At 51.0% G+C, this 24,660-nt stretch carries 18 protein-coding genes; 4 read left to right on the forward strand and 14 right to left on the reverse strand.

The features are described from left to right. Nucleotides 1-89: 89 nt before the first annotated feature. The 5 genes from AAGC78_RS00460 to AAGC78_RS00480 all read right to left on the reverse strand — a co-directional run bounded on the left by AAGC78_RS00460 (nt 90) and on the right by AAGC78_RS00480 (nt 5,870). A complete protein-coding gene (locus AAGC78_RS00460) occupies nt 90-1,094 on the reverse strand; it encodes a FecR domain-containing protein (RefSeq protein ID WP_435782051.1) in 1,005 nt (334 codons plus the stop codon). Beyond that, on the reverse strand, nt 1,091-1,666 hold the full coding sequence (locus tag AAGC78_RS00465; RefSeq protein ID WP_435782052.1) for a sigma-70 family RNA polymerase sigma factor: 576 nt from the start codon (nt 1,664-1,666) through the stop codon (nt 1,091-1,093). The genes AAGC78_RS00460 and AAGC78_RS00465 overlap by 4 nt, the downstream gene beginning before the upstream one ends. Before the next feature lie 116 nt (nt 1,667-1,782). Then, the gene (locus tag AAGC78_RS00470) at nt 1,783-4,266 is read right to left on the reverse strand and encodes a TonB-dependent siderophore receptor (RefSeq protein WP_435782053.1); all 2,484 of its coding nucleotides are present in this window, start codon (nt 4,264-4,266) and stop codon (nt 1,783-1,785) included. 120 nt (nt 4,267-4,386) lie between these two features. Beyond that, nucleotides 4,387-5,370, reverse strand: coding sequence for a FecR domain-containing protein (locus tag AAGC78_RS00475; protein ID WP_435782054.1), 984 nt, complete (start codon nt 5,368-5,370; stop codon nt 4,387-4,389). Continuing rightward, the gene (locus AAGC78_RS00480; protein WP_435782055.1) at nt 5,367-5,870 is read right to left on the reverse strand and encodes a sigma-70 family RNA polymerase sigma factor; all 504 of its coding nucleotides are present in this window, start codon (nt 5,868-5,870) and stop codon (nt 5,367-5,369) included. Before AAGC78_RS00480 ends, AAGC78_RS00475 begins: the two co-directional genes overlap by 4 nt. A 158-nt stretch (nt 5,871-6,028) precedes the next feature. Here AAGC78_RS00480 and AAGC78_RS00485 point away from each other — a divergent pair, with 158 nt between their 5' ends. Together AAGC78_RS00485 and fumC are read left to right on the forward strand one after the other, a co-directional pair. Further along, the gene (locus AAGC78_RS00485) at nt 6,029-6,397 is read left to right on the forward strand and encodes a hypothetical protein (protein WP_435782056.1); all 369 of its coding nucleotides are present in this window, start codon (nt 6,029-6,031) and stop codon (nt 6,395-6,397) included. 64 nt (nt 6,398-6,461) lie between these two features. Further along, on the forward strand, nt 6,462-7,847 hold the full coding sequence (gene fumC, locus AAGC78_RS00490) for a class II fumarate hydratase (RefSeq protein WP_435782057.1): 1,386 nt from the start codon (nt 6,462-6,464) through the stop codon (nt 7,845-7,847). Nucleotides 7,848-8,023: 176 nt separating this feature from the next. On the opposite strand, the gene AAGC78_RS00495 is transcribed toward fumC, so the two are convergent. The 3 genes from AAGC78_RS00495 to AAGC78_RS00505 form a co-directional block, all read right to left on the reverse strand. Beyond that, the gene (locus AAGC78_RS00495) at nt 8,024-10,456 is read right to left on the reverse strand and encodes a TonB-dependent siderophore receptor (RefSeq protein ID WP_435782058.1); all 2,433 of its coding nucleotides are present in this window, start codon (nt 10,454-10,456) and stop codon (nt 8,024-8,026) included. 98 nt (nt 10,457-10,554) lie between these two features. Next, entirely contained in the window at nt 10,555-11,505 is a 951-nt protein-coding gene (locus AAGC78_RS00500) for a FecR domain-containing protein (RefSeq protein ID WP_435782059.1), read from the reverse strand. Beyond that, nucleotides 11,502-12,017, reverse strand: a complete 516-nt coding sequence (locus AAGC78_RS00505) for a sigma-70 family RNA polymerase sigma factor (protein ID WP_435782060.1) — start codon at nt 12,015-12,017, stop codon at nt 11,502-11,504. Before AAGC78_RS00505 ends, AAGC78_RS00500 begins: the two co-directional genes overlap by 4 nt. Nucleotides 12,018-12,294: 277 nt before the next feature. Between AAGC78_RS00505 and nagP the strand changes: the two genes are divergently transcribed. Next, nucleotides 12,295-13,623 (forward strand): N-acetylglucosamine MFS transporter NagP, encoded by a 1,329-nt coding sequence (gene nagP / locus AAGC78_RS00510; protein ID WP_435782061.1) that lies wholly within the window; start codon nt 12,295-12,297, stop codon nt 13,621-13,623. A gap of 108 nt (nt 13,624-13,731) precedes the next feature. On the opposite strand, the gene AAGC78_RS00515 is transcribed toward nagP, so the two are convergent. The 6 genes from AAGC78_RS00515 to AAGC78_RS00540 all read right to left on the reverse strand — a co-directional run bounded on the left by AAGC78_RS00515 (nt 13,732) and on the right by AAGC78_RS00540 (nt 21,974). Next, nucleotides 13,732-16,185, reverse strand: a complete 2,454-nt coding sequence (locus tag AAGC78_RS00515; RefSeq protein ID WP_435782062.1) for a TonB-dependent siderophore receptor — start codon at nt 16,183-16,185, stop codon at nt 13,732-13,734. Between the two features lie 86 nt (nt 16,186-16,271). Beyond that, entirely contained in the window at nt 16,272-17,222 is a 951-nt protein-coding gene (locus AAGC78_RS00520; RefSeq protein WP_435782063.1) for a FecR domain-containing protein, read from the reverse strand. Continuing rightward, the gene (locus AAGC78_RS00525) at nt 17,222-17,743 is read right to left on the reverse strand and encodes a sigma-70 family RNA polymerase sigma factor (protein WP_435782064.1); all 522 of its coding nucleotides are present in this window, start codon (nt 17,741-17,743) and stop codon (nt 17,222-17,224) included. The genes AAGC78_RS00520 and AAGC78_RS00525 overlap by 1 nt, the downstream gene beginning before the upstream one ends. An 84-nt stretch (nt 17,744-17,827) precedes the next feature. Next, complete coding sequence (locus AAGC78_RS00530) at nt 17,828-20,293, reverse strand: TonB-dependent siderophore receptor (protein ID WP_435782065.1); 2,466 nt, start codon at nt 20,291-20,293, stop codon at nt 17,828-17,830. Nucleotides 20,294-20,497: 204 nt separating this feature from the next. Next, nucleotides 20,498-21,481 (reverse strand): DUF4880 domain-containing protein, encoded by a 984-nt coding sequence (locus AAGC78_RS00535; RefSeq protein ID WP_435782066.1) that lies wholly within the window; start codon nt 21,479-21,481, stop codon nt 20,498-20,500. Next, a complete protein-coding gene (locus AAGC78_RS00540) occupies nt 21,462-21,974 on the reverse strand; it encodes a sigma-70 family RNA polymerase sigma factor (protein WP_435782067.1) in 513 nt (170 codons plus the stop codon). The genes AAGC78_RS00535 and AAGC78_RS00540 overlap by 20 nt, the downstream gene beginning before the upstream one ends. Before the next feature lie 255 nt (nt 21,975-22,229). Between AAGC78_RS00540 and AAGC78_RS00545 the strand changes: the two genes are divergently transcribed. Continuing rightward, entirely contained in the window at nt 22,230-24,545 is a 2,316-nt protein-coding gene (locus AAGC78_RS00545; protein WP_435782068.1) for a TonB-dependent receptor, read from the forward strand. Nucleotides 24,546-24,660: the final 115 nt, after the last annotated feature.

Below are 24,660 nucleotides of genomic sequence, written 5' to 3' on the forward strand. Positions count from 1 at the left end.
CAAATGATTTTCTTTTTCCATGCTTATGTCGCATGAGGTTGGAAAACCTGCAGTCGCTGAGGAAAAATTTTTACTATGTTGAAAAATACTTATGCCGAAGCATTTTCCTTAGATGAGGCATTTTCCCTTGGCGTCAGGCGGGTGAACCAAGGGCCGAAGGTTTGCACCTGTATCGGGATGACCTGCATCAATGCGACAGGGATTCGTTGTATTTGCGACAGGGGGAAAGTGCCGGAAAAGCGTAATCCGGCAATCGTTGGATCGCAGCTGATACTACCCGGATAGTAGCGCGATAAGTCGGCAATAAATTCTGCCAAAGGTGTATTGGATGCAATCAGTACGCCGTCCAACCAAGCCGCTTGGTTGCTCAGTGATTGAGTGGCAGCGATGCGGTTTTCGGAAAAAATGACTGACTGACCCTCGTCCAGTTGCAACGGTGCGCCGGCAAAGTGTTTTGGATGCACCAGTGCCGAACCTTTTAGCACCGAGACCAAAACATCCTCTTTGCGCTGGTGGAGCAGGAATTCAGCATCGAGGCTAGAGAGGCTGCCTGATGCGCTGTGAACTACAAATGGCCGCTGTGGTGTGGCGCGATCTGTAGCGGTAGCGACAAAAATCTCACCCTGTATCAGCTCCACTCCGCGTGCTAGCTCGTTAAATGTGAGGTTTATCGCGCTGTCAGTATTGAGCGTAATTTTGCTGCCGTCAGCCAAAGTCATGGCTTGGCTTTTACCTGTAGCAGTTCGGGCGTCTGCCACCCAAGCTGGCCAAGGCATTTGGCGTTGGGCTGCCCAGCCTGCGCCAACCGCTACTGTCATCAGCGACAGCGCTTTTAAAACCTGCCGTCTGTTGCCACGAGGTGCCGATAAAGCCTGAAGCGCCGAGTTGGCGGTGAGGTTTTGCATTCCCTGATTCCAGCGCGAATCCATAGCTTCGATTTGCTGCCAAGCCCGTTCATGCGAAGGATCGGCAGCGCGCCAACGTTGCCATTCGGCGTAGCTTGTTTCATCGGCATCACCCGACCAAAAATGACTGAGCCAAGTGACGGCCTCGTCAATAACGGTTTGGTTCAACGGCTCCAGCGATGGGCTCATACTGCTTCCCCTACAGCTTCAGTTTTTGAACTGGCAGCTGGTTTGGAGCGATGCTCAAATCGGGTGGTTGGGAGTGTGGAATCCGGGAAGTAAAACTCGCGGATTGCACGTGCCATGTACTGGTTGACTGAACTGACGGTAACCCCAAGCCGGGTGGCGATCTCTGTGTAGGGCAAGCCATCAAGCCGCGCCATCAAAAACGCTGCTTTCACTTTAGGTGGCAGACCATCCAGCAAGGCGTCTATTTCCAGCAGCGTTTCAATGACGATGGCGCGAGTCTCGGGGGAGGGCGCCAGATCTTCCGGCAGGTGCGCAATAGTCTCCAGCCAGGCGCGCTCTACTTCGCGATGGCGGAAGTGGCTGATCATCAACCGCCGCGCCAGCGTCAGCAGAAATGCCCGTGGGCTGTGCAGCTGGGACATGCGCGCTTCAATCAGTTTGACAAAGGTGTCCTGCGCCAAATCCGCTGCTACATCGGAGCATCCCAAACGCCGACGCAGCCAAGTGCGCAACCATGAGTGATGGTCGCGATAGAGCGATTCGGTGGTGAAATCTGGCGAATTCGGAAGCATGAATGCATGGCGATCTGTTTAAAGATGCGCCATGCTGGCATAAATGAGATCAATTCGCAATAAAGCTTGGTGCGGGTTGATTCATCCATATCGGATGAATCAACCGAGGGGCGAGATTAAAACGAGTAGGTGGCTTTGAGTGTGAAGTTGCGCTCGGCGCCGTAGGAGTGACCGTAGTTGCTAACGCGATATTCTTCGTCCAGCAGGTTATTGATCACCAGATCGAGCGCTAACTGCTCGGTTAGCTCGTAACCCGCATGAGCTCCCACCACTATGTAGCTGTCGATGTTGTAGAACTGGGGATCGCCGACTATCCAGCTTGGGTCAGCCGAGGTGCCGTCTTGCCAGCGCAGGCTGGCACCGAGGGTAAGTTTGGGGATGGCGCGATAGTCGGTGTAGAGCTTGAACATCTGCTCCGGTTGGGTGGTATCGAGGTTGTTGCCCGCGCTGTCTTCGCTCTTGAAGCGCGTGTAACCCGCCTGAATATTCCAGCCCGGTGCCAATTCACCGGCAATTTCCAGTTCCCAACCACTACCTTCGGTGTGGTCTTCTGCGCGATACGCCTGGTCACCTTTGGGCGTCAGGACTGGCTCGCCACCTGCGTCTAGAAGTTCTACGGCGAGGTTGTCGCGCTTGGATTCAAACACGGCGAAGCTGGCATTTAATTGACCATCAAACCAGGCGCCCTTGAGGCCGGCTTCGAGGGTGGTGCCTTCTTCCGGTTCCAACAGGGTTCCGCCGGCGTCGCTAACTTCTTGCGGTTTGAAAATTTGCGTGTAGCTGGCGTAGGCCGAAATGTTGTTGCTCAGGTCTGCCACTACTCCCGCGTAAGGCGTGAATTCGTTGTTGTAGTCGAGATCACTGTAGACGTAGTAGTCGTGATCGGGAGTGGCGCGGTCGGCGTAGAAGTATTCCCAGTTGGTCAGGCGACCACCGAGGATCACCGACAGGCGCTCAGCGGGGCGCAGGCGGGTGGCGATATAAGCACCTTCCTGGCGGGTATCTATGTCGTAGGGATAATCACCGGCCGAGCCGGGCATCGCATCCCAATCGGGATTAACATAATTGAGCTGCCCATTGCTCCAGGATGCTTGTGCCGGCAAAACATCGTATACGCCCAGCGGTGCGGCTTGGTCGTTGCGGTACATATTGATGCCGCCCACAAGATCGTGCTCACGGCCGAATAGCTCATATTTGCCGCTCACCTGGGCGTCGACGATATGGGTGTCGTAGCTGTAATCGAGGCTAAGTACGCGCGCAGCCACTGGCGAGCCGTCTGCCGGAATGAAGTTAACCATGCCGCGGCGCATGTCGGAATTGAACTTGCCGTAGCTGTAGCTGAGTTTACCTTTCCAGTTGTCGTTGAACTGGTGATCAAGGGCGGTGGATACAAAGGTGCGGTCGCTGTCCAGATAGGACCAGTGCGGAGCGATGCTGGTACTGGGGTCGGCCGGCATCAGCGTCTCATCGTCGCCAAAGTAGATATAGCTACCGTAATCTTCAGCCCAAGGCGCGCCGCTACTGTTTGCGGTGCCGTGCTCCAGGGTTACTGTGAACAGGGTTTTCTCGCTGAAATCCGCCTCTAATACGCCGTAGAAAATACTGCGGTCGTTGCTGTAATTATCGACCCAGGTTTCGCTTTCGTCGTAAGCGCCGACCACACGCCCACGCAGGCTACCCGACTCATTCAGGTTGCCGCCCACATCAACCATACCGCGATAGTGACTCCAGCTACCGGCGCTGACTTCCACAATAGTCTGTTGCTCGGCGGTAGGTTTCTTGCGCGTTAGGGACATAAGCGCGCTCGGGTCGCCAGTACCAGTCAATAAACCAGTCGAGCCGCGCACAACAGTGACCGAATCGTAGATGGCCGTATCCAGCGAGCCGTGGCCGTAGCGCTCGGATTCCGCCAAGGCTTCCCAAGGTACGTTCACGCCATCTACTTGATAACTGTCCACTTCATAACCGCGCGAGTACATCAGGGTGCGGCCGCCAATCGAGGTGCCTTTGTTGTTGTAGAACACGCCGGTCACTTGTTCGGCTATGTCGGCAATAGTGTTGAGGTTTTGTTGGTCGAGACGTTCACGAGTCATCACTGTGATCGATTGGGGCGTCTCGCGCAAAGTGAGCGCCAATCCGGTCGCAGCGCTGACAGGACCTTTGGTGGTGAGCGAGCCAGTCCCTTCGGTCACATTGATTTCTTCGGCAGTTACTTTCACGGCTTTTAGCAGCCCCACCGCCGGGGCTTTTTGTAAGGTGTATGTACCGTTGGTTTGTTGCACGGCTTGCAAACCACTGCCTTGCAGCAACTGTTTGAATCCGTCGTTTACGGAATAGCTGCCCTGTAATCCGGGCGATTGCAGGCCGCGTGTGGTGTCAGCATCGATAGAAAGTGAAACCCCGGCTTGCGCGGCAAATTTGCTGAGTGCTTGATCCAATGAGCCTGCGGCTATAGCAAAGGTTTGTTGTGCTTGTTGCTGCGCAAACGCGACTGAGGGCAGCAAGGTGACAGCACCAACACCGGCGCCGAGAAGACCGGCAACGGCCAGTTGCAGTGCGGCGCAGCGGAGGGTGAAGCTGGGTAGCGAGCGATTGGACATGGATGTTCCCCAAGTGGACGATAAAAATGGTCGGACTGCGAATAAATCGCCCGGTTTCATCGTTGAGTCGAATAGCTCCGCCAAAATGGAAACCCCGGCAGAAAAAAATTTTAAAAAAGACTAATCCCGTGCGACTACCCGCGTCCACACGCCGGCAAAGCGGTTGATGCGCACCGGATGCGAGAGCGCGATACTTTCAAGCACATGGTTGATATCGCCCGTGCGATAAACACCCGTTACGCGCAGCCCTGCAACAGCCGGATCACAATCAATGCGCCCGCCGTGGTAGCGCGAAAGTTCGGTAAGGAAATCATCGAGCCGCTGATCAATCGCGACCAGCAAACCGCGCGTCCAGGCGAGTTGGCTATCATCGGCAGGTGCACCAAGGATAATTCCTGTGCGGGTAAATCTTGCTGACTGGCCGGACTCCAAAATGAGCGGAAGCCCGCTCGACTGCGGGCTTATTTCCACCGCATGCTCGTATACGGCGATATGGGTTGAATCGCCATCAATGCGCACGCTGAAGCGCGTGCCGAGCGCGCGAATTCGGCCTTGCGGCGTGTCCACCACCAATGGTCTGGGGGTGGGTAAGTTATCGGGTGCGGTTTGGATCAACATCTCACCTTGATACAAGCGCAACAGGCGCAGGTTTGCATCGTAATGGACGTCCAGCGCACTCGCCGTATTCAGGTCGACGCGGCCACCATCTGCCAGTTGGATAACCTGATGTTGCCCTGCTGCGGTACGGTAATCCGCGACCCAGCTGTGCCATAGCGATTGTTCGTAAGTGCTCCAGCCGAAGCTCGCTCCGCCAGCCAGCAAGATCAATCCTCCCAACACTGTGCGCCGGTGTAATTGCGTTGGACGATTGGTGTTTAATGCTGAAAGTGATGCTTCCTGCGGCAACTGGCACAACTGCTGATCCATCCGTTCCACCAGCGCCCAAGCCCGGCGATGTTGCTCATTCGCCGCTAGCCACTGCGCGTGTTCCTCTGCCAACTGCGCCGTTGTTTCAAGATCGTCATCGGTATCAAACTTGAGCCGCACATGCCAATCGGCAGCCGCTTCTAACACCGGTCGCGCCAGCGGAATACTGGCCTTCATCGCTCGGCAACCAGCAGCAGGCATTCGGTAAATGCGCGCACCAAATGCTTGCGCACTGTGGGTAGCGAGATATTTAACCGCTGACCAATTTCCGCTTGAGTCAAACCTTCCAGTTGCGCGAGTAGGAACACCGCGCGGGTTCGTGCACCTAGTTGGTCGAGCAACTGATCCAGCTCAACCAGTGTTTCGATAATGATTGCCTGGGCTTCTAGTTCGATGGTTTCTGGCTGGGCATAGGTGGCCAACGCATCCAGATAAGCCGCTTCAACGGTCTGGCGGCGGAACATATCCACCATCAAACCGCGCGCCACTGTTGCCAGATAACCGCGCGGCTCATTGATCACTTGGTTGCGGCCAGACATCACCCGCATGAAGGTATCTTGTGCCAGATCCGCCGCCCGCTGGCTGCAGCCCAAACGCCGACGCAACCAATCCTTCAGCCAAGGCTGATGGTCGCGATAGAGCGTTTCGGCAAACGAGTGGGATATCTGGCTGGACATGGCTGCGTAAAAAATTGTTCAAAGATGCGCCATCTTAAATCAAATGATAATAATTTTCATTGGCGCTTGGTAAATATTTCCTTTCGATTTATAGTCTCTGCCACCGAACTTAACGTCACGGGCACTGAACCCTGATCCGACTCTGGAGTCGTCATTTCATGCAGCCATCGATTATCACCGACAGCAGTGGAGAACTTGCGCAGCTGCGCCACAAAATCCGCTGGGGTGAGGAGCCTGATAATCCATTGCTGATAACCTATTGGTTAGCGCATGAAAATCAGTTGGCCGAGCCATCGCGTGAGCTGCTGCGCCAGCGCTACGAAAGCCAATTTATCTTGTTGCTGGAGACGGTGGTGGATGAGCTGGTGATTGCGCAATGGCGCTGTCTGTGCCTCGATAATATTTACCGGCCGCTGCAATCGCTGAAACACATTTCCGACAGCGCTCGTAGTGATAACCAAATTCAACGGCTAATACGCGAGCTGGCAATGCAGAGCCGCTATGTGCGCCACAGTTTATGTTTTTAGATAATTTTTTTTACTGACTTAATTTTTCTGACACTATTTTTTCTGAACTGCATAAGGTCCCAACATGAAAACACGAAGTGAACGCGATACTTTTGGCCCGATTGATGTTCCCGCAGAACGTTTGTGGGGCGCACAAACACAGCGCTCCTTGCAAAACTTTGATATTTCCGGCGAGCGCCAACCATTGGAAATTATCCGCGCACTTGCGCAAGTAAAACGCGCATCTGCAAAAGTAAATTGTGCGCTGGGTTTGCAAGACAGTAAAAAAACTGACGCGATTATCGCAGCAGCAGATGAAGTTATCGCGGGCAAACATCCCGATGAGTTTCCGTTGGTGGTGTGGCAAACCGGTTCCGGTACCCAAACCAATATGAACTTGAATGAAGTGATCGCCAATCGTGCGAGCGAAATTCTCGGTGGCCCACGCGGTGATGAACGATTAGTGCACCCGAATGACGATGTAAACCGCAGCCAATCCAGTAACGATGTTTTCCCCACTGCAATGCATGTCGCTGCAGTAGAAGCGCTCACCAATCATTTGTTGCCAGCGATTGCAAAATTGCGCGCGACACTGGAAAACAAAGCGCGCGAATTTGATGACATCGTAAAAATTGGCCGCACCCATTTGCAAGATGCAACGCCGCTGACCTTAGGCCAGGAAATTTCCGGCTGGGTGGCGCAATTGCATCACGGCGAAAAACATGTGCGCGATGCGCTGCCGCATTTAAGTGAACTTGCTTTAGGCGGCACTGCGGTGGGGACAGGTTTGAATGCCCCCAAAGGTTATGCCGAAGAAGTTGCTGCTGAACTTGCACAATTAACTAAATTGCCGTTCGTGACTGCGCCGAGCAAATTTGAAGCGTTGGCATCCTGCGATGCATTGGTTCACGCTCATGGCTCACTCAAAACTCTCGCTGCGAGCTTGATGAAAATCGCCAACGATGTGCGTTGGTTAGCAAGCGGTCCGCGCAGTGGTATTGGTGAAATCAGCATCCCGGAAAATGAACCAGGTTCATCAATTATGCCGGGCAAAGTCAATCCTACCCAAAGCGAAGCGCTCACTATGTTGGCTGCACAAGTGATGGGTAATGATGTGGCAATTAACATCGGCGGCGCATCCGGCAATTTTGAATTGAATGTATTCCGCCCGATGGTTGCGCACAACTTTTTGCAAAGCGTTCGTTTGCTGGCAGATGGTATGGTCAGTTTCAATGATCACTGTGCAGTAGGAATCGAACCCAATCGCGCGCGCATCAATGAGTTGGTTGAGCGCTCACTGATGTTGGTCACCGCATTAAATACTCACATCGGTTACGACAAGGCCGCGCAGATCGCCAAGAAAGCGCATAAAGAGGGAACCAGTTTGCGTGAGTCTGCTCTCGCCCTCGGTTATGTTACTGGCGAGCAATTCGATGAATGGGTTGTACCGGGCAAGATGGTAGGGCGTTAATTATGTAACCTGTATGGAGTGAAACGGAATACGGGAAGGGATTCTCAATTGAAATACGGAATCTAATTTTAAATTAGATTCCGTATTTTTTTAAAGCCTCGCGTTATTTTTAAATCCCTGCATCTTTTAAAATAAACCCCGTATTTCGTTTCACTCCATACGGGCTACTTCAGGATTTAAAACTCCATTTTCATGGAAAGGGCAACACTGCGCGCAATACCTAATTGCCAATAGGAAGACCAATAATCTTCATCGGTCAGGTTGGTAACATTAAGATTGAATGAAGTGGGAATACCGGAAATAGTGGTTTGGTAGCGCGCACCAGCGTCGTACAGGGTGTAGGAATCAATCGCTTGCAAATTCATGCTGTCCTTGTATTTTCCACCGGTGTAATAAGCGCCCGCTGTTACGGTAAATCCCGGTAATTGTGTAACTGCATACTCCGCATAAATTTTTGCCATTTCAGTGGCAACACCTATGGGTTCTTTTCCTTCCAGATTTGGATTGGTCGCTTTCTCAACGCCTAAATCCATCGCTGTACCACCGGCAATAATTGTCAAGTTGTCGGTTAACTTACCAGTCAGCGTGAACTCTAACCCCTGGTGAATTTGTTCGCCGTCCTGATTGCGGGTTATTTTTCCGTTGGAGGTCATTTCATCGTAGGAATTTACTTTTTCAATTCTGAATAACGCTGAGCTGAATAAAATATTTTCCGTGATGGAATACTTTGCCCCGAACTCGTACTGCTTGCTGGCGAAAGGGTCAAGGATTTCACCGGCATTGTTATAGATATTAGGATCATTCGGCACAATGCTGCCTGCTTCCAAACCTTCAATCGCGCTCACATACAGCGAAACATCTGCAATCGGTTTATAAATGACCGATACCGTGGGGGTGACTGCTGATTCGTCATATTCAGATGTAACCACACCAGCGGTGTTAAAATTTTTGGTTTTAATCGTCGATTGGTTAACGCCGACAATCGAACTCCACTGCTCATTAAACGTAATGGTATCGCCAATCATCAGGTTGGTATTTTCAGTTTCGTTGGCGATATAGCGGCCACCGTAATCTTTGGCTAGCAAACCGGCGGGCATTTCCATATCCATTAATTGCTGCAGTGTCAGGTTTTTAGGCACTACAAATGTGGAATCAGAAACGCTGCTTTTGATGTGATTCTTTTGTTCCGAATTATCACCGGAAAAACCAACGGTGAGTTTGTGCTCTACTGAGCCGGTGTTGAATGCACTGTCCAAATAAACGTAAGCACCTTGCGATAACACAGTGTAAGGCGCGGTCTTGCCGGGATTGTAAAGCGACCAACCGGTTTCGCTGAAGATGGGATAGTTGATAATAAAATCGCGCTCATCTTCTTTGTATACATAAGCCGATCTGAGGCTGATATTGTCGTTAACTTTTAAGCTGGCTTTAACGCCTGCGCGATCCGTTTCGGTATTGTTGTAATTCCAATCCGGCGTGTAGGTTTCGCTGTTATCAAATGCATCTGGCCAGTAGGTGATGCCCGCTGAATAAAAACGTGTGTCCGGTTTATCGATACGCAGTGTGGTGTGTGCAGCATCAAACTGCAGCAAAAAATTTTCACTCAGATTCCAATCCAGCGCGCCGCTAATTAATTTGCGTTCAATGTTCTGGCCGTTTTTTGCAGTTTCACCATCGCTGTACAATAAATTGGTGCGGTAGGCGAAGGTGCCGTCTTCATCGATTTTATCGGACACATCCACATGAACGTAACCTTGTTGATTGGCGTAGGTACCGAGTGCCACATTGGTCAAGCGTTCATACTTGGGGCGCTTGAGCACGTAGTTTGCCGTACCACCTACGTTACCCGCGCCGTACATGAAACCGGTCAGTCCATTAAATATTTCAACGCGTTCCAATTCTTCAGTACTGAGTCCGTAGGTGTAGCTGGATAATTTAACGCCATCGACCACGCCTGTACTTTGCGCAAAACCGCGGATCGCCATGGTGGGATAACCGAACACGGTGAAAGGTGCATTATTTTGCACAACCGGATTCATTTTAAATAATTGGTCAAAACTGCCGGTGCCGGTATTTTCAATTAATTCTTCCGACATCACGCTCACTGAAAAAGGCGTGTCTTGCAAACTGCGTTCACCCAAAGGGCCAATGCCTGCCGTGTTTGTCGCTTTGTAACCTTCGCTGCTGGTGCCTGCATTCACGGCCGCTGCCGATACTTTTATCGACGATAAACGCGGGCCAACTTTTTCAGTTTTTACCGGCGCTGGCACCACTAAATAAGCACCGCTGGTGGTACGTTGCGCTTGCAAACCGCTACCGGATAACAAACGGTGCAATGCTTCATCCACACTAAAACTGCCTTGCAATCCATCGCTGTGTAAATTGCTGATCGCATCCGGATCAAACGATAAAGTGATACCCGCAGTGCTGGCAAAACGATTGAGCGCATCGGTCATGTGGCCGGGAGCGATATCAAAACGGATTTGCGCACTGACGGCTGCAGTGGTTTGGGCGTTGGCGGGAGTGATTACGGTGAACGGCGCTGCTGCAATTGCCAGAGCTAACAACAGGGGGCGTGATGGCAAGCGAAGGGGTAAAGCGGACGACATGGTGTTTCCTCTACTAAGGGTTTCTTTGAGCTACTCAATGACAAGTCGCAGCAACCCTTAAAAAGGGGACACAAAAAAACAAATTTTTTCGCGGATGATTAAGCGATTGCGCCAAGCGATACCCAGTAGGGTGTGATGCGTGTGATTTGCAAATTAAATAACGCAGCCAACGCCTCTAATGCCTGATCGATTTTTGCAGTTTGGAATACGCCGGACACACTGATCCCGGCAACATCTGCGTCGCAGCGCAAAATGCCGGGGCGATAGCGACTCAACTCTGCCACTACTTGTTCCAACGGCCAGCGATTCACCATCAATTCACCGCGTCGCCATGCCAATGCGCCCGTAGGTGCATCTGCCGTCCACTCAATGCCGTTAGTGTTAAATCGACATTGTTGATGTGTTGGTAGCACAGAATTATTTTCCGCTTCGGCTGAAGCTGGTAACACAGACACCGAGTGGCGCCGTACGGTGAGCAAGCTGGTATCAGCTTCGCAGCGTATTGCAAACACCGCGGAATCCCCGCTGCTCGCGATTGCAGTTCCAGCCGGGCTGCTGATAGCAAATGATCTTTGCGGGTCAGCCGCAGAACGCACCCAGACTTCGCCCTTGTACAAACGAACGAGACGTTGGTGCGTATCAACATGCACATCCAGCGCGGTATCGGTATTCAGAATTAAGCGGCTGCCGTCGTCCAGCGTCAGTTCGCGGCGTTCACCAATTGCCGTGCGATGTTGCGCCAGCAGTGGTTGCCAAGGTTGGTTGCGCACGACTAATGCACCCAGAGGAATCAGCAGGCCAGCGCCGACCAATGATTTGAGCAAGGTGCGACGCGATGAACGCGCGCGTGTTAATACTGGCCGCGCAAAGTGATCGGGCAGTTGGGAAAATTGGCGATTCAACTCGCAGGCGACTGTCCAGATACGCGCATGCTCGGGGCTGGTTTTGCACCAACTATCCAATGCGCGCAGCTCATTCTGATCCAGCGTGCGATTATCCATACGCACCAGCCAGTCAGCAGCTTCTTCAAGTAATTGCTCGCGCATCATGAGGTCATCACATCAAGGTAAGCGACGAATGCCTGCTGCATGTAGCGCTTGACCGTGCGTACCGATACATCCAGTTGGATTGCGATTTCATCGTAAGTAAGACCGTCGAGGCGCGAGAACAAAAATGCCTGGCGCACAACCGCGGGCAATTTATCGAGCATTTGATCGAAACGTTGTAACAGTTCCAAAATCAGCGCGCGCTCCTCTTCCGAAATCAACTCCGGCTCCGGCACTAATGCCAGCGCATCCAGATAGGCTTGTTCTACCGCGCGACGGCGGAACATATCCAGCATCAAACTATTGGCGAGCATATTGAGATAGCGGCGCGGATAGCTGATCACAAAGCCAGGTTCTGCCCGCTGTTTTTGCATCACCCGCACGAAGGTGTCCTGCACAAGATCTGCCGCCTGATGCGAACAACCCAGCCGCTGGCGCAGCCAATTGCGCAACCAGTGGTGATGCTGACTGTAAAGATCCTGAATATCGCTGGGGGCGATCTGGGGGGATGACACTGGAGAACTTCCTAAATGATAATTAATCTCATTTTATGGCATGCAAAGCGACAATGGCAATACGCTTAACCTGTTCTGGATCAAAAATCATACTTTTATAGGGGATGTTTACAGTCTACTTAATGTGTTTATACTTGCGGCGCTCTATACCACTACCAAAAAACTCAAAAATAAAAGCTTTACCAAGGCTGACAATAACAAGTTTGCTCCAGAGAACCTCTAACGTTTTTCTATAACGATAACTCCCCTTTATGGAGTGATTTAGAGGTATTAAGAAATGGAAACACAATCGCAATCCGCACCTGTTATTACCACTGCACCACCGGGCAATTTTATTCCCCTCGCATTAGTTGCCGGCCTGTTTTTTATTTTGGGTTTTGTCACCTGGCTCAATGGTTCCTTAATGCCTTACCTTGAAGAGGTGTTAACACTTACACCTGTTCATGCCTCGCTTATCTTATTTGCTTTTTATGTATCAACGACGTTGGTAGCGATTCCCTCGGTGTCGTTAATTGCGCGCGTGGGTTACAAAAATAGTATGGCCTTGGGTTTGGTGGGCATGGCAGCGGCGGCGCTGACATTTATTCCTGCCGCCATGGCACACACCTTTGCGTTATTTTTATTGGCGCAATTTTTAATGGGCGCGAGTCTGACGTTGCTGCAAACCGCGGTGAATCCCTACGTAGTAAAAATCGGGCCGGAAGAATCGGCGGCGGTGCGCATTAGTATTATGGGGATGCTGAATAAAAGCGCTGGTATTATCGCACCACTAGTGTTCGCAGCATTGATTGCATCGGGCATGAGTCATTCCGGTTCGGTGCCAACTGAAGAAGAAAAGAAAGCCATGGCCGACAGTTTGATCCTGCCTTACCTCGGTATGGCGGTTTGCATTTTGTTGGTTGCGCTCGGTGTGAAGCTGTCGTCGTTACCGGAATTAAATTTGGAAAGTGAAGATGCAGGTGAAGTGCGTGATGCCGGTTTCCATTTCAAAGAATCATTGGCTCATCCGCATTTAATTCTGGGTGTGCTTGCGCTGATTTTATACGTGGGTGTTGAAGTAATTGCTGCCGATACTATTGGCTCTTACGGCCGCAGTATCGGTTACGAAAATTTCACTACGCTCACATCATTTACCATGACGTTTATGTTGATTGGTTACGGCTTGGGGATTTCATTAATTCCGCGTTTTATCAGTCAATCCAATGCGCTGCTAGTATCGGCAGTATTGGGTTGTTTGCTCAGCCTCGCGATTGTCTTTAGCGATAACCAATCCACTGCAATTGCAAATATTGTGTTAGTGCCATTTGGTTTACCCGCATTACCCGATACTATTTTTTGTATTGCGATGATGGGTTTGGCTAACGCGATCGTATGGCCAGCGATTTGGCCAATGGCGTTGAGTGGACTAGGCCGTTTAACCGGAACCGGTTCGGCATTATTGGTAATGGCAATTGCAGGCGGCGGTATTTTGCCATTGTTGCTAAACACTCTTGCAAGCCATGAGGAAGTAGGGCGTCAAACAGCGTACATAATTGCGCTGCCAGCCTATTTATTTATTCTGTTCTACGCGGCCAAGGGCCACAAAATCAAACGCTGGAAAAAATAAGTTTCGCTCCTGTTCTATGTAAGTACAACGTTGATTGCGGTAAAAATAGAAAAGGTGGCCCATGGCCACCTTTTCTATTGGGTTGTACAGGAAGTGTCTTGGAATTTGTTAAAAAGTTACATTTGCAGAAAACACTGCCGTACGTGGTTCACCGAGTGAGCTGGTATTTACCCAGTACTCTTCTCCCGTCAGATTGCGAACCTCAAAACGCAGCGCAACTGGCGAATTCATCACGCTGGTTTGATAGCGAATGCCTGCATCCACCAACGAATACGCACCCATCTCATCGGTATTTAAGGTATCGGCAAACCGTTCAGAATAATATTGCACACCACTGATCAAGGTGAGTTGTTGCAGCCCTGGTAAATTATATTCAATACGCAGTTTTGCAAACTGATCAGAAATTTCCTGTGGGCGTTTTCCTTCTAGTGCGGGTGTTTGCTGCTGCTTTTCTATTTCTGCATCGAGCCATGTAATTCCACCAATCAGTGTCAGGTGATCAGTTACTTTTCCAATAGCAGTGAGTTCCAATCCAGCATGTACCTGGCGACCATCCTGAACATAGCGTGGACTGGTGGGCGTTGTAAGGTCGTAATATTGCAGGGCTTTATCAATTTCAAAAATTGCTGCGGTGAATAGCAGATTGCCGATATTTGCTTTTGCGCCTAGCTCTATCTGTTCGCTCAAAAGCGGGTCAAACACTTCACCGGCGTTGGCAACAGGGACACCGTTGTATTGCAGTGCTGCCTGCCCACCTTGCTCAAGCGATTCGATATAACTTGCATAAGTAGTAAGCCATGGCTGCGGTTTGTAAACCAGAGACAGCGTTGGTGTCTCAGCTGTTTTATCGTAAAGCCCACCCCATGCATACACATCAAAAGAAATACGCGTTTGTGCAACACCCGCAAGCAGTGACCACTGTTCATTAAAGGTAATATCATCGCCCAATAATATTGATGTCCTGGTGCTATCGAGCACGACATATTTTTCGCCGCGATCTACGGGTGCAATATTGTTTGGACGGCTCATGTAATTGCGTTCACTCAAATCCAGATTGAGGAAACGTATATCCGCTGCACTTGCACCGCGCCAGCGTTCCTGAATGTCGTTGCTTTGTTGTGCGCCTAATGTCAGTTTGTGTGCTACCGAACCGGTATTAAAGTTCACATCGAAAAACGCTTGCAGGCGTCGATCACTTTGATCGTCCAGCCGACTGGTGACACCTTCAGCATAAACACCCGAGACAACCTGATCATAGGTCCCGTCAGCTTTTATTGTATTGCGAACGGATGAAGAATCTTCGTAGGTATTGCTCAGTGCCCAAGCCGCACGAAAATTAATGTGATCACTCAGTTGCCAATTTAAACGGACGCCCAGCTTATCGTTCTCTTTGGTATTTTCTGTCCATGTTTGGCCGTAGGAGCGCGACGAATCCAAACTAGAGGCCGAGGGGCGCTTTACTCCAGTGGTAAAGCCAAAATAGGAATTTCCTCTTGGCGTAAACTCAAGTGTTGATGCATCGAATTGCAGCAATAAAGAATCGGTGATGTGCCAATCAAATGCACTGCTCAAAAATTTCTTTTCAAGTTCCAAGCCTTCAATTGCCGTTTCACCATCTTGCGCTACTGCATTAATGCGATAACCAAATTTTCCATCGGCGTCGATAGGTCCACCAAAATCACCGTGCAAATAAAAATTATCGCCACCGTTATTGCCGAGCGTTAGTTCATTGATGCGTTCTGCCGTTGGGCTTTTGGTGACGTAATTGACTACGCCGCCAACATTGCCGGGGCCGTACAAAAAACCGGATAGGCCAGTGAGTATTTCAATCCTGTCGATATCTTCCGTTGTGGTGCCTTGACCGTATTGCCCGGCAGGCATGCCATTGCGGTAAGACACTGATTGTCGGAAACCGCGTAGCACTGCAGTCGACTGATTGTTTTCGTACTGCGCGCGGGTGAGCTGGGTGGTTGGGTTAACGCGAAATACCTGATCCGGATCGCGCGCCTGAATGCTGTTGACCAGCTCGGAAGACATAACTGTCATTGAGTAGGGTAAATCTTTTAACTCTCGTCCTTGCCATGGCCCGACCTGGGACACTTTATCGACGCGATAGCCTTTATTGGCATGACCTTCAAGTTGGGCGCTGACTTTAACTGCGTTTAACTTCCCCACGGATTTACGTTTGACTAGTGTGATTGTCTGGTTTTCGATTTGATACTCCAGATCAGTCTCCGCGAGAATTTTTTCCAGCGCGGCTTGTTGCGTGTAATTGCCGCTTAATCCAGCACTGGTTTTACCGGCCACCAAATGCGATGCCACTGTGAGTTCAACACCTGAGGCTAAAGCAAATTGATTTAATACTTGCTCAAGTGAACCGGCAGGAATCTGGTAAGCCTTGAGTTGGGTTTGCATTGAATTGGGTGTCGCACTGGTTGTTTGAGCCAGCACGCATGGTGCAACCAGATTGCTGATGGACAATGCAATTGCCAGTGGCAGCGCCGCTTTTTTGCTGGAAATACTGGTGGGAGGAATAGGTCTGTTTCGCGTGTTCGTATTCATGGAGCAGATGTACCTTTAAGAAAAATGAGAGGTTTCATCTAGCTTTCCGAACAACTGCGCAAAACCCGTAAACAGCAAGAGAAAAATTATGGCGATGAGGGCATTAACCTGGCCCAGTAGCGGGTGCGGTACTGCACTGTGACAGGTAAGCTTCTCTGTAGATTCGCGAGTGCGCGCTCGGTGTTTGTAAGCGAGAAAACGCCGCTTATTTTTAATTCTGCGACACGCTCATCACAAGTAAGCAGGCCGCGACGGTAGCGTGCGAGTTCGGCTGTAAAGTCTGCCAGGCGCATGTGCTCTGCTACTAATAAACCATCGCGCCATGCAGTATTGGTAGAAGCTTGCGTTGGTTGTTCAATAAGAGTGGCGGTAAATTCAAGTTGCTCGCCTGCAGCGATGCGCAGGTTTGCGTTGGCGTTGGCCGGTTGAATTTCGACATCACCTTCTTGTACCGCTACACGAATGCGGTCATCCAGTTGACGCACGGAAAAACGGGTTCCCAGTGCTGTTATCCGCCCAAACCGTGTTTCAACGAAAAATACCCTGCGCGGTGTTTCGTGGCCTGTTGATAGAAGGATTTCACCTTGATGCAAAATAATTTTTCGTTCATGCGCATCAAAATGGACATCGATAGCGGTATTCGTATTCAAATAAAGTTGCGAGCCATCTTGCAGCGACACAGGACGAACTTCGCCGGTGGTTGTGCGGTAATCGGCAAGATAACGCTGCGGGATTTGCTGCTGGTTGCCGTACCAACCTGTGCCCGCCAACAAGCCTCCAATACTGGCCCATTGCAATAATTGTCGACGGTTAACGCCGTGCGATGGCAGGAGTGTTTTACTACTGACTGTGTTTGGGAGCGCAGAAAACCGGTTGGAGACTTGCTGCAGTTTTTGCCACACCATTTCATGGCGAGTATCTGCCATGCGCCATTGCAGCAGCGCCTGTTGATCCTCTGCAGACACATCATCGGCCAGCATTCGCGCCATCCAGGCTGCAGCCTGTTGGATGATGTCTGCGTCACTGGTTTGTTGCATCACGTTGATGTCCCATTCACTGCCAGATAGCAAGCGGCTAAACCCTGCGCCACGTATTTTTCTACCGAGGACACAGACACCTGCATGTGTTCAGCAATTTCACGATAGCTATAACCATCCAGCTGGCGCATCAGAAGCGCACGACGAACATTGGTTGGCAGCTTATCCAGCATCACATCAATCTCGATCAGGGTTTCAATAATGAGTTGTCTGGTTTCTGTGTCGGGGATTTCAGGTTCAGGCAGATAGCGGATGCTGTCTAGGTAGGCACTCTCAACGCGACGGCGGCGATAGAGATCGATCATCAATCCGCTCGCAATGCGTGTCAGGTAGCGGCGGGATTCAGTAACAGGAGGGGTATTGCCAGTGGTGAGCAGGCGCAGATAAGTGTCGTGTGCCAGATCGGCAGCGTGATGACTGCAATTCATACGTTTGCGCAGCCAGCGCACGAGCCAAGTGTGATGATCACTGTACAGCGTTTCAAGCGATTGCTGTTGCGCGATGGGCTCTACACCGGGCATGTGGGTTTTTCCATAAGATGATAATGATTATCATCTTATAGTTAATTGGCGCATGAAACAATGCTGCCATCCTTGGCGCTTTAATTAAAACTTAACGTTGATTCCCAGCATCACATTGCGCGGATCACCGTAGTAGTTGCCGATGCCGGCGCCTACTTTTTTGTAGTAAACCTTGTCGGTCAGGTTGTTGAGGTTAAGTTGAACGCGTACAGCTTCATCGAAATCGTAGCTGGCCATGGCGTTATACACTTCGTAACCGCTTTGGCTATAAGTGACACCACGGCTGATGTTGTAGAAATCGCTTTGCGCTTGCACGCCGCCGCCCACCGTTAAACCTTGCAGGTTGTTAGAGAACTTGTAGCTGGTGAATAAACGCAGCAGATGTTTTGGGTCTGCGCTGCGTACGGGCAAGCCCTGGTTTGCGGCTGTGTCGCGCACGTAAGTGGTTTCGTTGTTGGTGTAACCACCGCTCACTTGCCAGCCGGGCAGTATTTCACCCGAGATTTCCAGTTCCCAACCTTCACTTTCTGTTTCACCTGCGGCTACACGGCAGTAACCAGTGGTGTAGTAGGGCAAGCAAGGATTAGGTGAACCAGTATCTTCCAATGCTTTACCGACGTTGTTGATGCGGTAAACCGATAACGCGGTGTTCAATCTACCTTCAAAGAATTCACCTTTGATGCCTGTTTCGTAGTTCTCGCCAGTGACTGGCTCAAGCATATTGCCATCTACATCATAGAAATTTTGCGGGCTGAAAATTTCGGTGTAGCTCGCGTAAGCGCTGAAATTATTGGTGAAGTCATACACCAAACCAACGTATGGAGTAACTTCATCGTCCACGCTGTAATTGCGCGCGGGTGTTGCAGGTGTTTCGTATTCCCAGGTACTTACGCGAGCACCAATAATGGCAGTAAGCGGATCAGCAAGTGACAAGCGCAAGGTGCTGTAAATACCTTCCTGATCGGTATTGGTCACTGCGCCGGCAGCAACATCACCGAGCGTTGGTTTCGGCACCGGGCTGTTGTACGGGTCCCAGGTGCGTATATCAATTGTCACTGGCGTAAGGTTGCCTTTACCAACGGTGGCAGTGGCTTTTACGCTGGTTTGCTCTGCACCAATTACCAATTCATGGCGACGACCAAATAAATTAAATGGACCGCTGGCGACAAAACTGTAAGCGCTTTGATCGCTCGCATCGCCGGTGTAAATAGAGGCGGTCATAGTGCCGATATAAGGGTTAGTCGCACTCGGAGTGAAATAGGTTTGTTTGAAACCATTGTCCTTCATGCGGAAGCGCGATTCGGTGGCGTTAACATCGATTTTCCACTCGTTATCGAACTTGTGTTCGAGTGATAAAAAGGCCTGCTCCTGATAGCGGTTCCAGGTATTCCAATCGGCACCGAGATAAGTCTCGCGCGGCATATCCAATTGGGTGCCGTCGAGGTTTGCAGGCAAGTTACCCCATGAGCCAGTTGCATCCAAATCGGTGTAGAGAAAACTGGCGGTCAAAACAGTATTCTCGGTGAGATCAGTGGCGAGTGAGCCGAAAAATACCTGGCGATCTTCCTGCTTCGCTTTTTGGAAAAATTCTTTATCGTCCGACACCAACACCACACGACCGCGCAGTCCGCCTTCGTCCGTTAATGAACCAGAAATATCGCCTTCATAACGGCCGCGATTCCATGAACCCAATTTTGCGGTAGCTGATGCCTGGAATTCTTTGGTCGGTTTTTTCAGCACCAAATTCACGTTCGCCGATGGGTTGCCCGAGCCACGCAATAATCCTGCTGAACCACGCAATATTTCCACGCGATCCAACACTGCTGTATCAGCCTGAATACCTACCGAGCCGCCCGGCGCAGTGGTGGCACCGTTAAATTGCAACGAATCAATTTGATAGCCGCGCGAGAAATAACTCACGCGCTCACTATCGGTGTATTCCACGGTGATGCCGGGAACGTTTTGCAGAACTTCGTTCATATCCTGCAGGCCGCGATCATCCAAAAAACCGCGCGATACGATAGTGACTGGCTGCGGCGTTTGGCGAATAGATTGGGTGCCTTTGAAGGAGCTGATGGCACCAGTGGTGTAGGAACCGGTATTTTCAGTGCTGGCAGTCAGCGCGGTGCTGGATACTTTTACTGCACGTAAAGTAGTTGCCGGATTAGTTGGCGCTGCAACAACGACAAAGCTGCCATTCTCCTGACGATTCGCGCGTAGGCCAGTGCCTTGCAGCAAAATTTCCAGCGCTTGCTCGACGGGATAGTTTCCGCTTACGCCCTGGGTTTGTTTGTTAAGGCTGAGGTCGCCGCTAACGGAAACCAGCACGCCGCTTTGTTGGCCGAAACGCGCCAATGCAGAATCGAGACTGCCCGCTTCAATTTGATAGGCTTTTACCGCGGCTTGGGTAGTTTGTGCATAGGCAATTGGCATTGCCGTTACGGCAGATAATCCCAAACCAATCGCCAGTGTCAGCGGGCGCAGTTGAAAAAGTGATTTTGTCGACGAGGACTTGGTGTGTGTTAACGACATGATCTGATTGAACAACATGAATAATTTCCTGATGAATTAATGCTTCAGGGGGAAGATTCTTGGCGATCGTTTCCTGAAAAATGGAGGCTGCTCTCCGGGGGAGAAAATAAGTTGTCGCGTCCCTGGTTGGATGTTCCTGTCTGCTATGCCCGACGAGATGAAAAAATCTGCCGCTTTTTTTTAACTTTTTTTAAAAAGTTTTTTGGTAGGGTTTGAAGCAGATTACGCAGGAACCAAACGCACCCAGTAACGGCTCAAGCGCTGTTGGCGCACTGGCAGGATTTGGCAGAGGTTTTCGAGGATGAGATCGGTATTGCCGATGGGGAAACTACCCGACAAAGTCAGCTTGCCGACTGGCGCAGTACAGGTCAGATAGCCGGGGCGATAGCGCGCCAGTTGTGCGACAAAGCGATCCAGCGGCGTGCGCTCGGCGCTGATAAATCCATCGCGCCAACTTAAATTCAAGGTAGATGAAGCGGTTCCGCGCAGTGTTTGGTTGTCCTGCCGTTTCAGTTTTTGTCCTGCGGCAACCAATTCATTTTTTCCATCCACAACGCAATTTACTTCGCCAGTCACTACCTGAATGCGGCAGAAATCATCCTGTCGGCTCAGGGTAAATTCAGCCCCGACAGCAGGGGAAAACAAATTTTCGCCCGCGCGAATTTGCGCACCGCCGCTGTTGCTAATCGCCAGCTCACCGTAGTGCAGTTCCAATTGCGGGCGGTTGTTGAAATCGATCCCCAATGCGGAACGGGTATTGAGCAGCAATTTGCCGCCGTCATCCAGCAGCACGGATTTTTGTTCGCCAGCAGCGGTGGTGATGTCTGCTAAAGCTTGGCCGTAGAGATAGCGCCCGGCAGTGGCTGCGCCTGTGTAGTCGCGGCTCAGCCATAGCGTCATACAAAGTCCGCCGAAAGAAGCGAGGGTTTTTAAACTGCGGCGTTTATCGCGCAGGCGCTGCTCAGCCGCCTCAATACTTTGCAATGCCTGAATACTGGAGAGTGATGCAACCTGCGTAAAAGGTTGGCTCGCCCGTCCCAGCCGTTGCCATGCCAGTTGATGCTGTGGGCTCTGCGCTTGCCAGCGCTCAAACGCCATTTGCTCGGCCGCGCTGAGGTCGCCAGTCTCCAGCTTCACCAGCCAATCAATTGCTTCGGAAACCTGCTGGTTGGTAGGCGCAGAAATGCTATTCGACAGCTGTGTCATACAGAATCTGATACACCTTGTGGGTCGCCCGCACCATGGCTTTTTGCACGCTATTGACAGTGATGTTGAGCTGGTCGGCGATCTCTTGGTATTTCAATCCGTCGAGGCGCGCGAGCAGGAAAATCTGTTGGTCGCGCGGCGTAAGTCCATCGAGTATCTCCGCCAATTGCAGTAGGGCTTCTACCACCAGTTGCCGTTCTTCCAATGACGGCAGCAGTGGTTCGGGTTGTGCGGCCAACAAATCGAGATAAGCCTGTTCCAGCGCCTGTCGCCGCCAGTGGTTGATCATCAACCCCTTGGCGATAGTGCTGAGGTAAGCGCGCGGGCTTTCCAGCTGCGGCGCGTTGTCCTTCAGCAGCAGCCGGATAAACGTATCTTGCGTGAGATCTGCTGCTGTTTCCGAGCAACCCAATCGCTTGCGCAGCCAATCGCGCAGCCAGCCTTGATGGCTACTGTAGAGATTGTGAACAAGGGTTCGTTGGGCAAGCTGCACGGGTGGCAGGATGAACTCCGATGAGCCATAAATGGCTGCGATGTGATTTCAAATGAGAATTTATCGCATTTTATCGTGTGCGGTGAATTAGGTGCAAGCTGTTTGGCGGATATTTCAACTACAGTGGGCGGTATTGATTTGATATCTATCGCGACAAATACTCAAATTGCATTGAGAATTATTATTATTTAAAGTGATGGTGATTTTAGTGCCTAAAAACAGTTATGACTGGATCATTATTACTTGGGGAATATCGTGAAAAAACAAAAGTTCGCATTAAAGACGCTCACCGCTCTGTGTACGCTGATAATTGCCGGAAGCCTGCAGGCGCAAACAGCGGCAAAAGTGGAAGAGGTTATCGTTACCGGGCAGAAGATTGATCGCTCCTTACAAGACACTGCCGCGAGTGTGGCGGTTATCACCGAGCAGGCGATGAGCGATCAACAAGCTGAAAACTTCTACGACATTATCGAGATGATCCCCAATGTCCACGGCACCCTCGGTACCGGTTTTAGCATCCGCGGTATCGATGCGTTTAACGTATCGGGCGGCGGCAATAGTTATCTGGCGAGCGTTTATGTGGATGGCGCGCCCTTGCCTTATCGCGCTATCCAAAAAGGTGGTTTCTACACTTGGGATGTAACCCAGGTGGAAATCCTGCGCGGCCCACAATCAACCCTGCAAGGGCGCAATGCATTGGCGGGTGCGGTCATCGTGAATACCAAAAATCCGGGCTATGAATGGGACGGCAAAGTGCGCGTTGCAGCGGGCGAATATGGCAAACAACAGCTGGCTTTTGCCGGTGGTGGTGCGTTGGTGGATGATGTGCTGGCATTTCGTGTCAGTGCAGAGCAAAACGATTTTGATGGCTTCAACGATAACTTGACCCGTGGCGACCACTCCGACTTTAACAATAACAATACGTATCGCGCGAAATTGTTGTTTGAACCAACCGAAGATTTTTCGGCGTTGCTGAGTTTCACCCGCACTGAAACGGAAGTGGGTGTGCGCTGGGTTGAGCCGAATGCAGAGGGCGATCTTTACGATCCTCGTGTCACCCGTTTTAACGATCCCACTTTTGAAACCAACGATGCCGACATCACCATTTTAAAGTTGGATTACACGCTCAATGACAACTGGCAGCTAGCGTCAATCACCAGCTATTCGGATTCCCAATACGCCTACGAGTGGGATGGCGATGCCTCGCCGCAACCGCTGTCTATTTTGGTTGATGACCGCACCGATGAAACTCTCAGCCAGGAATTCCGCCTGACGCTGGACTACGACCGTTTGACCGGTGTTATCGGCGCTTATTATTCAGATTTGGACGTGGTGGATACCTCCAGCGGCCAGCGCGGATTAACTCTGCAAGAAACTGGTCTGGCGCAACTGCTGGTAGCACCGCCGGAATACGGTGGCCTTGGGTTGGATGCTGCAACTGCCAATATGGTGTTGGGGCTTTACGCTCCTATCGATCCGGTCCAGCTTGGTACTTATTCGCAGTACACCCAAGCGGTAAAAACCCAGGCGATTTTTACCGACCTGACTTTCAAGCTCACATCGAGCTGGGACATTTTTGGCGGTCTGCGCTGGGATAAAGAAAAGCAAGCCAACAGCAGCGATTCGCAGTACACCATCGATAACGCCCAACTCTTACCTAATCCGGCAGACTACGCTGTAGCTGCGCCACAACTGGCGTACTTATTGGCGGGCATCAACGCCCAGCTTTATAAAATGGTGGAAGATGCCTCGGGCACTGCGCCGCTGGCCGATGCAAGCTTTGATGAATGGCTACCCAAACTCGGCACCACTTATCGCTTTAGCGATGACGTGAACCTCAGCTTCACTTTTCAGCAGGGTTATAGATCTGGTGGCGTGGGCACCAACGTCGGGCGCGGCGAAATTTTCAGTTACGACGCGGAATACACCGATAACTATGAACTGGCATTGCGCACCAGCTGGTTGGATGGCGCATTGACCGCTAATGCCAACGCCTTTTTTATTGATTGGCAGGATCAACAAATTGCTGTGCAATTGTCGGGAAATAGCTACGACACTGAAACGCGCAACGCCGGGAAATCCACCGTAAAAGGCTTTGAGTTGGAACTGAATTATGCGGTTACCGAAGCGCTCGAAGTTTATGGTGGTATCGGTTATTCAAAAACTGAGTTCGATGAGTTTTTGATTGTGCAGCCAACACGAACTTATGATCTGGCTGGGCGCGCATTTCCATCGGCACCGGATGTGACCTTGAGCGCGGGCATCACCTATCGCGCACCAAGCGGCATCTTCGCCAACCTCAACGCCAACTATGCCAGCAGCTCCAAATTGCTGGTGAACCCTTACGCCGAAGGTTTGGTTGCAGGTGATCCAGGTTACGATCCGGAAAATGAATCGCGCACACTGGTGAATCTAAAAGTAGGTTATGAATGGAGCAAAGTTGCACTCTATGCCACCGTCAACAACCTGTTGGATGAGGAGTACATTGAACAAGCCAATCGCGGCGCGCCTCCATCCCTTACCCTCGGCGCCCCGCGCCAGTTTGGTGTGAGCCTTGACTACCAGTTCTAACAAGATGAATGAAGGATAAAGCTGGGGTGAAGGACACACCGATAATTAAGGCCGCAATTGCGGCCTTAATTATTTATACAAAGACTCGCCCAACCAGTCACCTGAAGCTGCTATG

Origin of the sequence: Cellvibrio sp., from assembly GCF_039207905.1 — a bacterium.
GTDB lineage: Bacteria > Pseudomonadota > Gammaproteobacteria > Pseudomonadales > Cellvibrionaceae > Cellvibrio.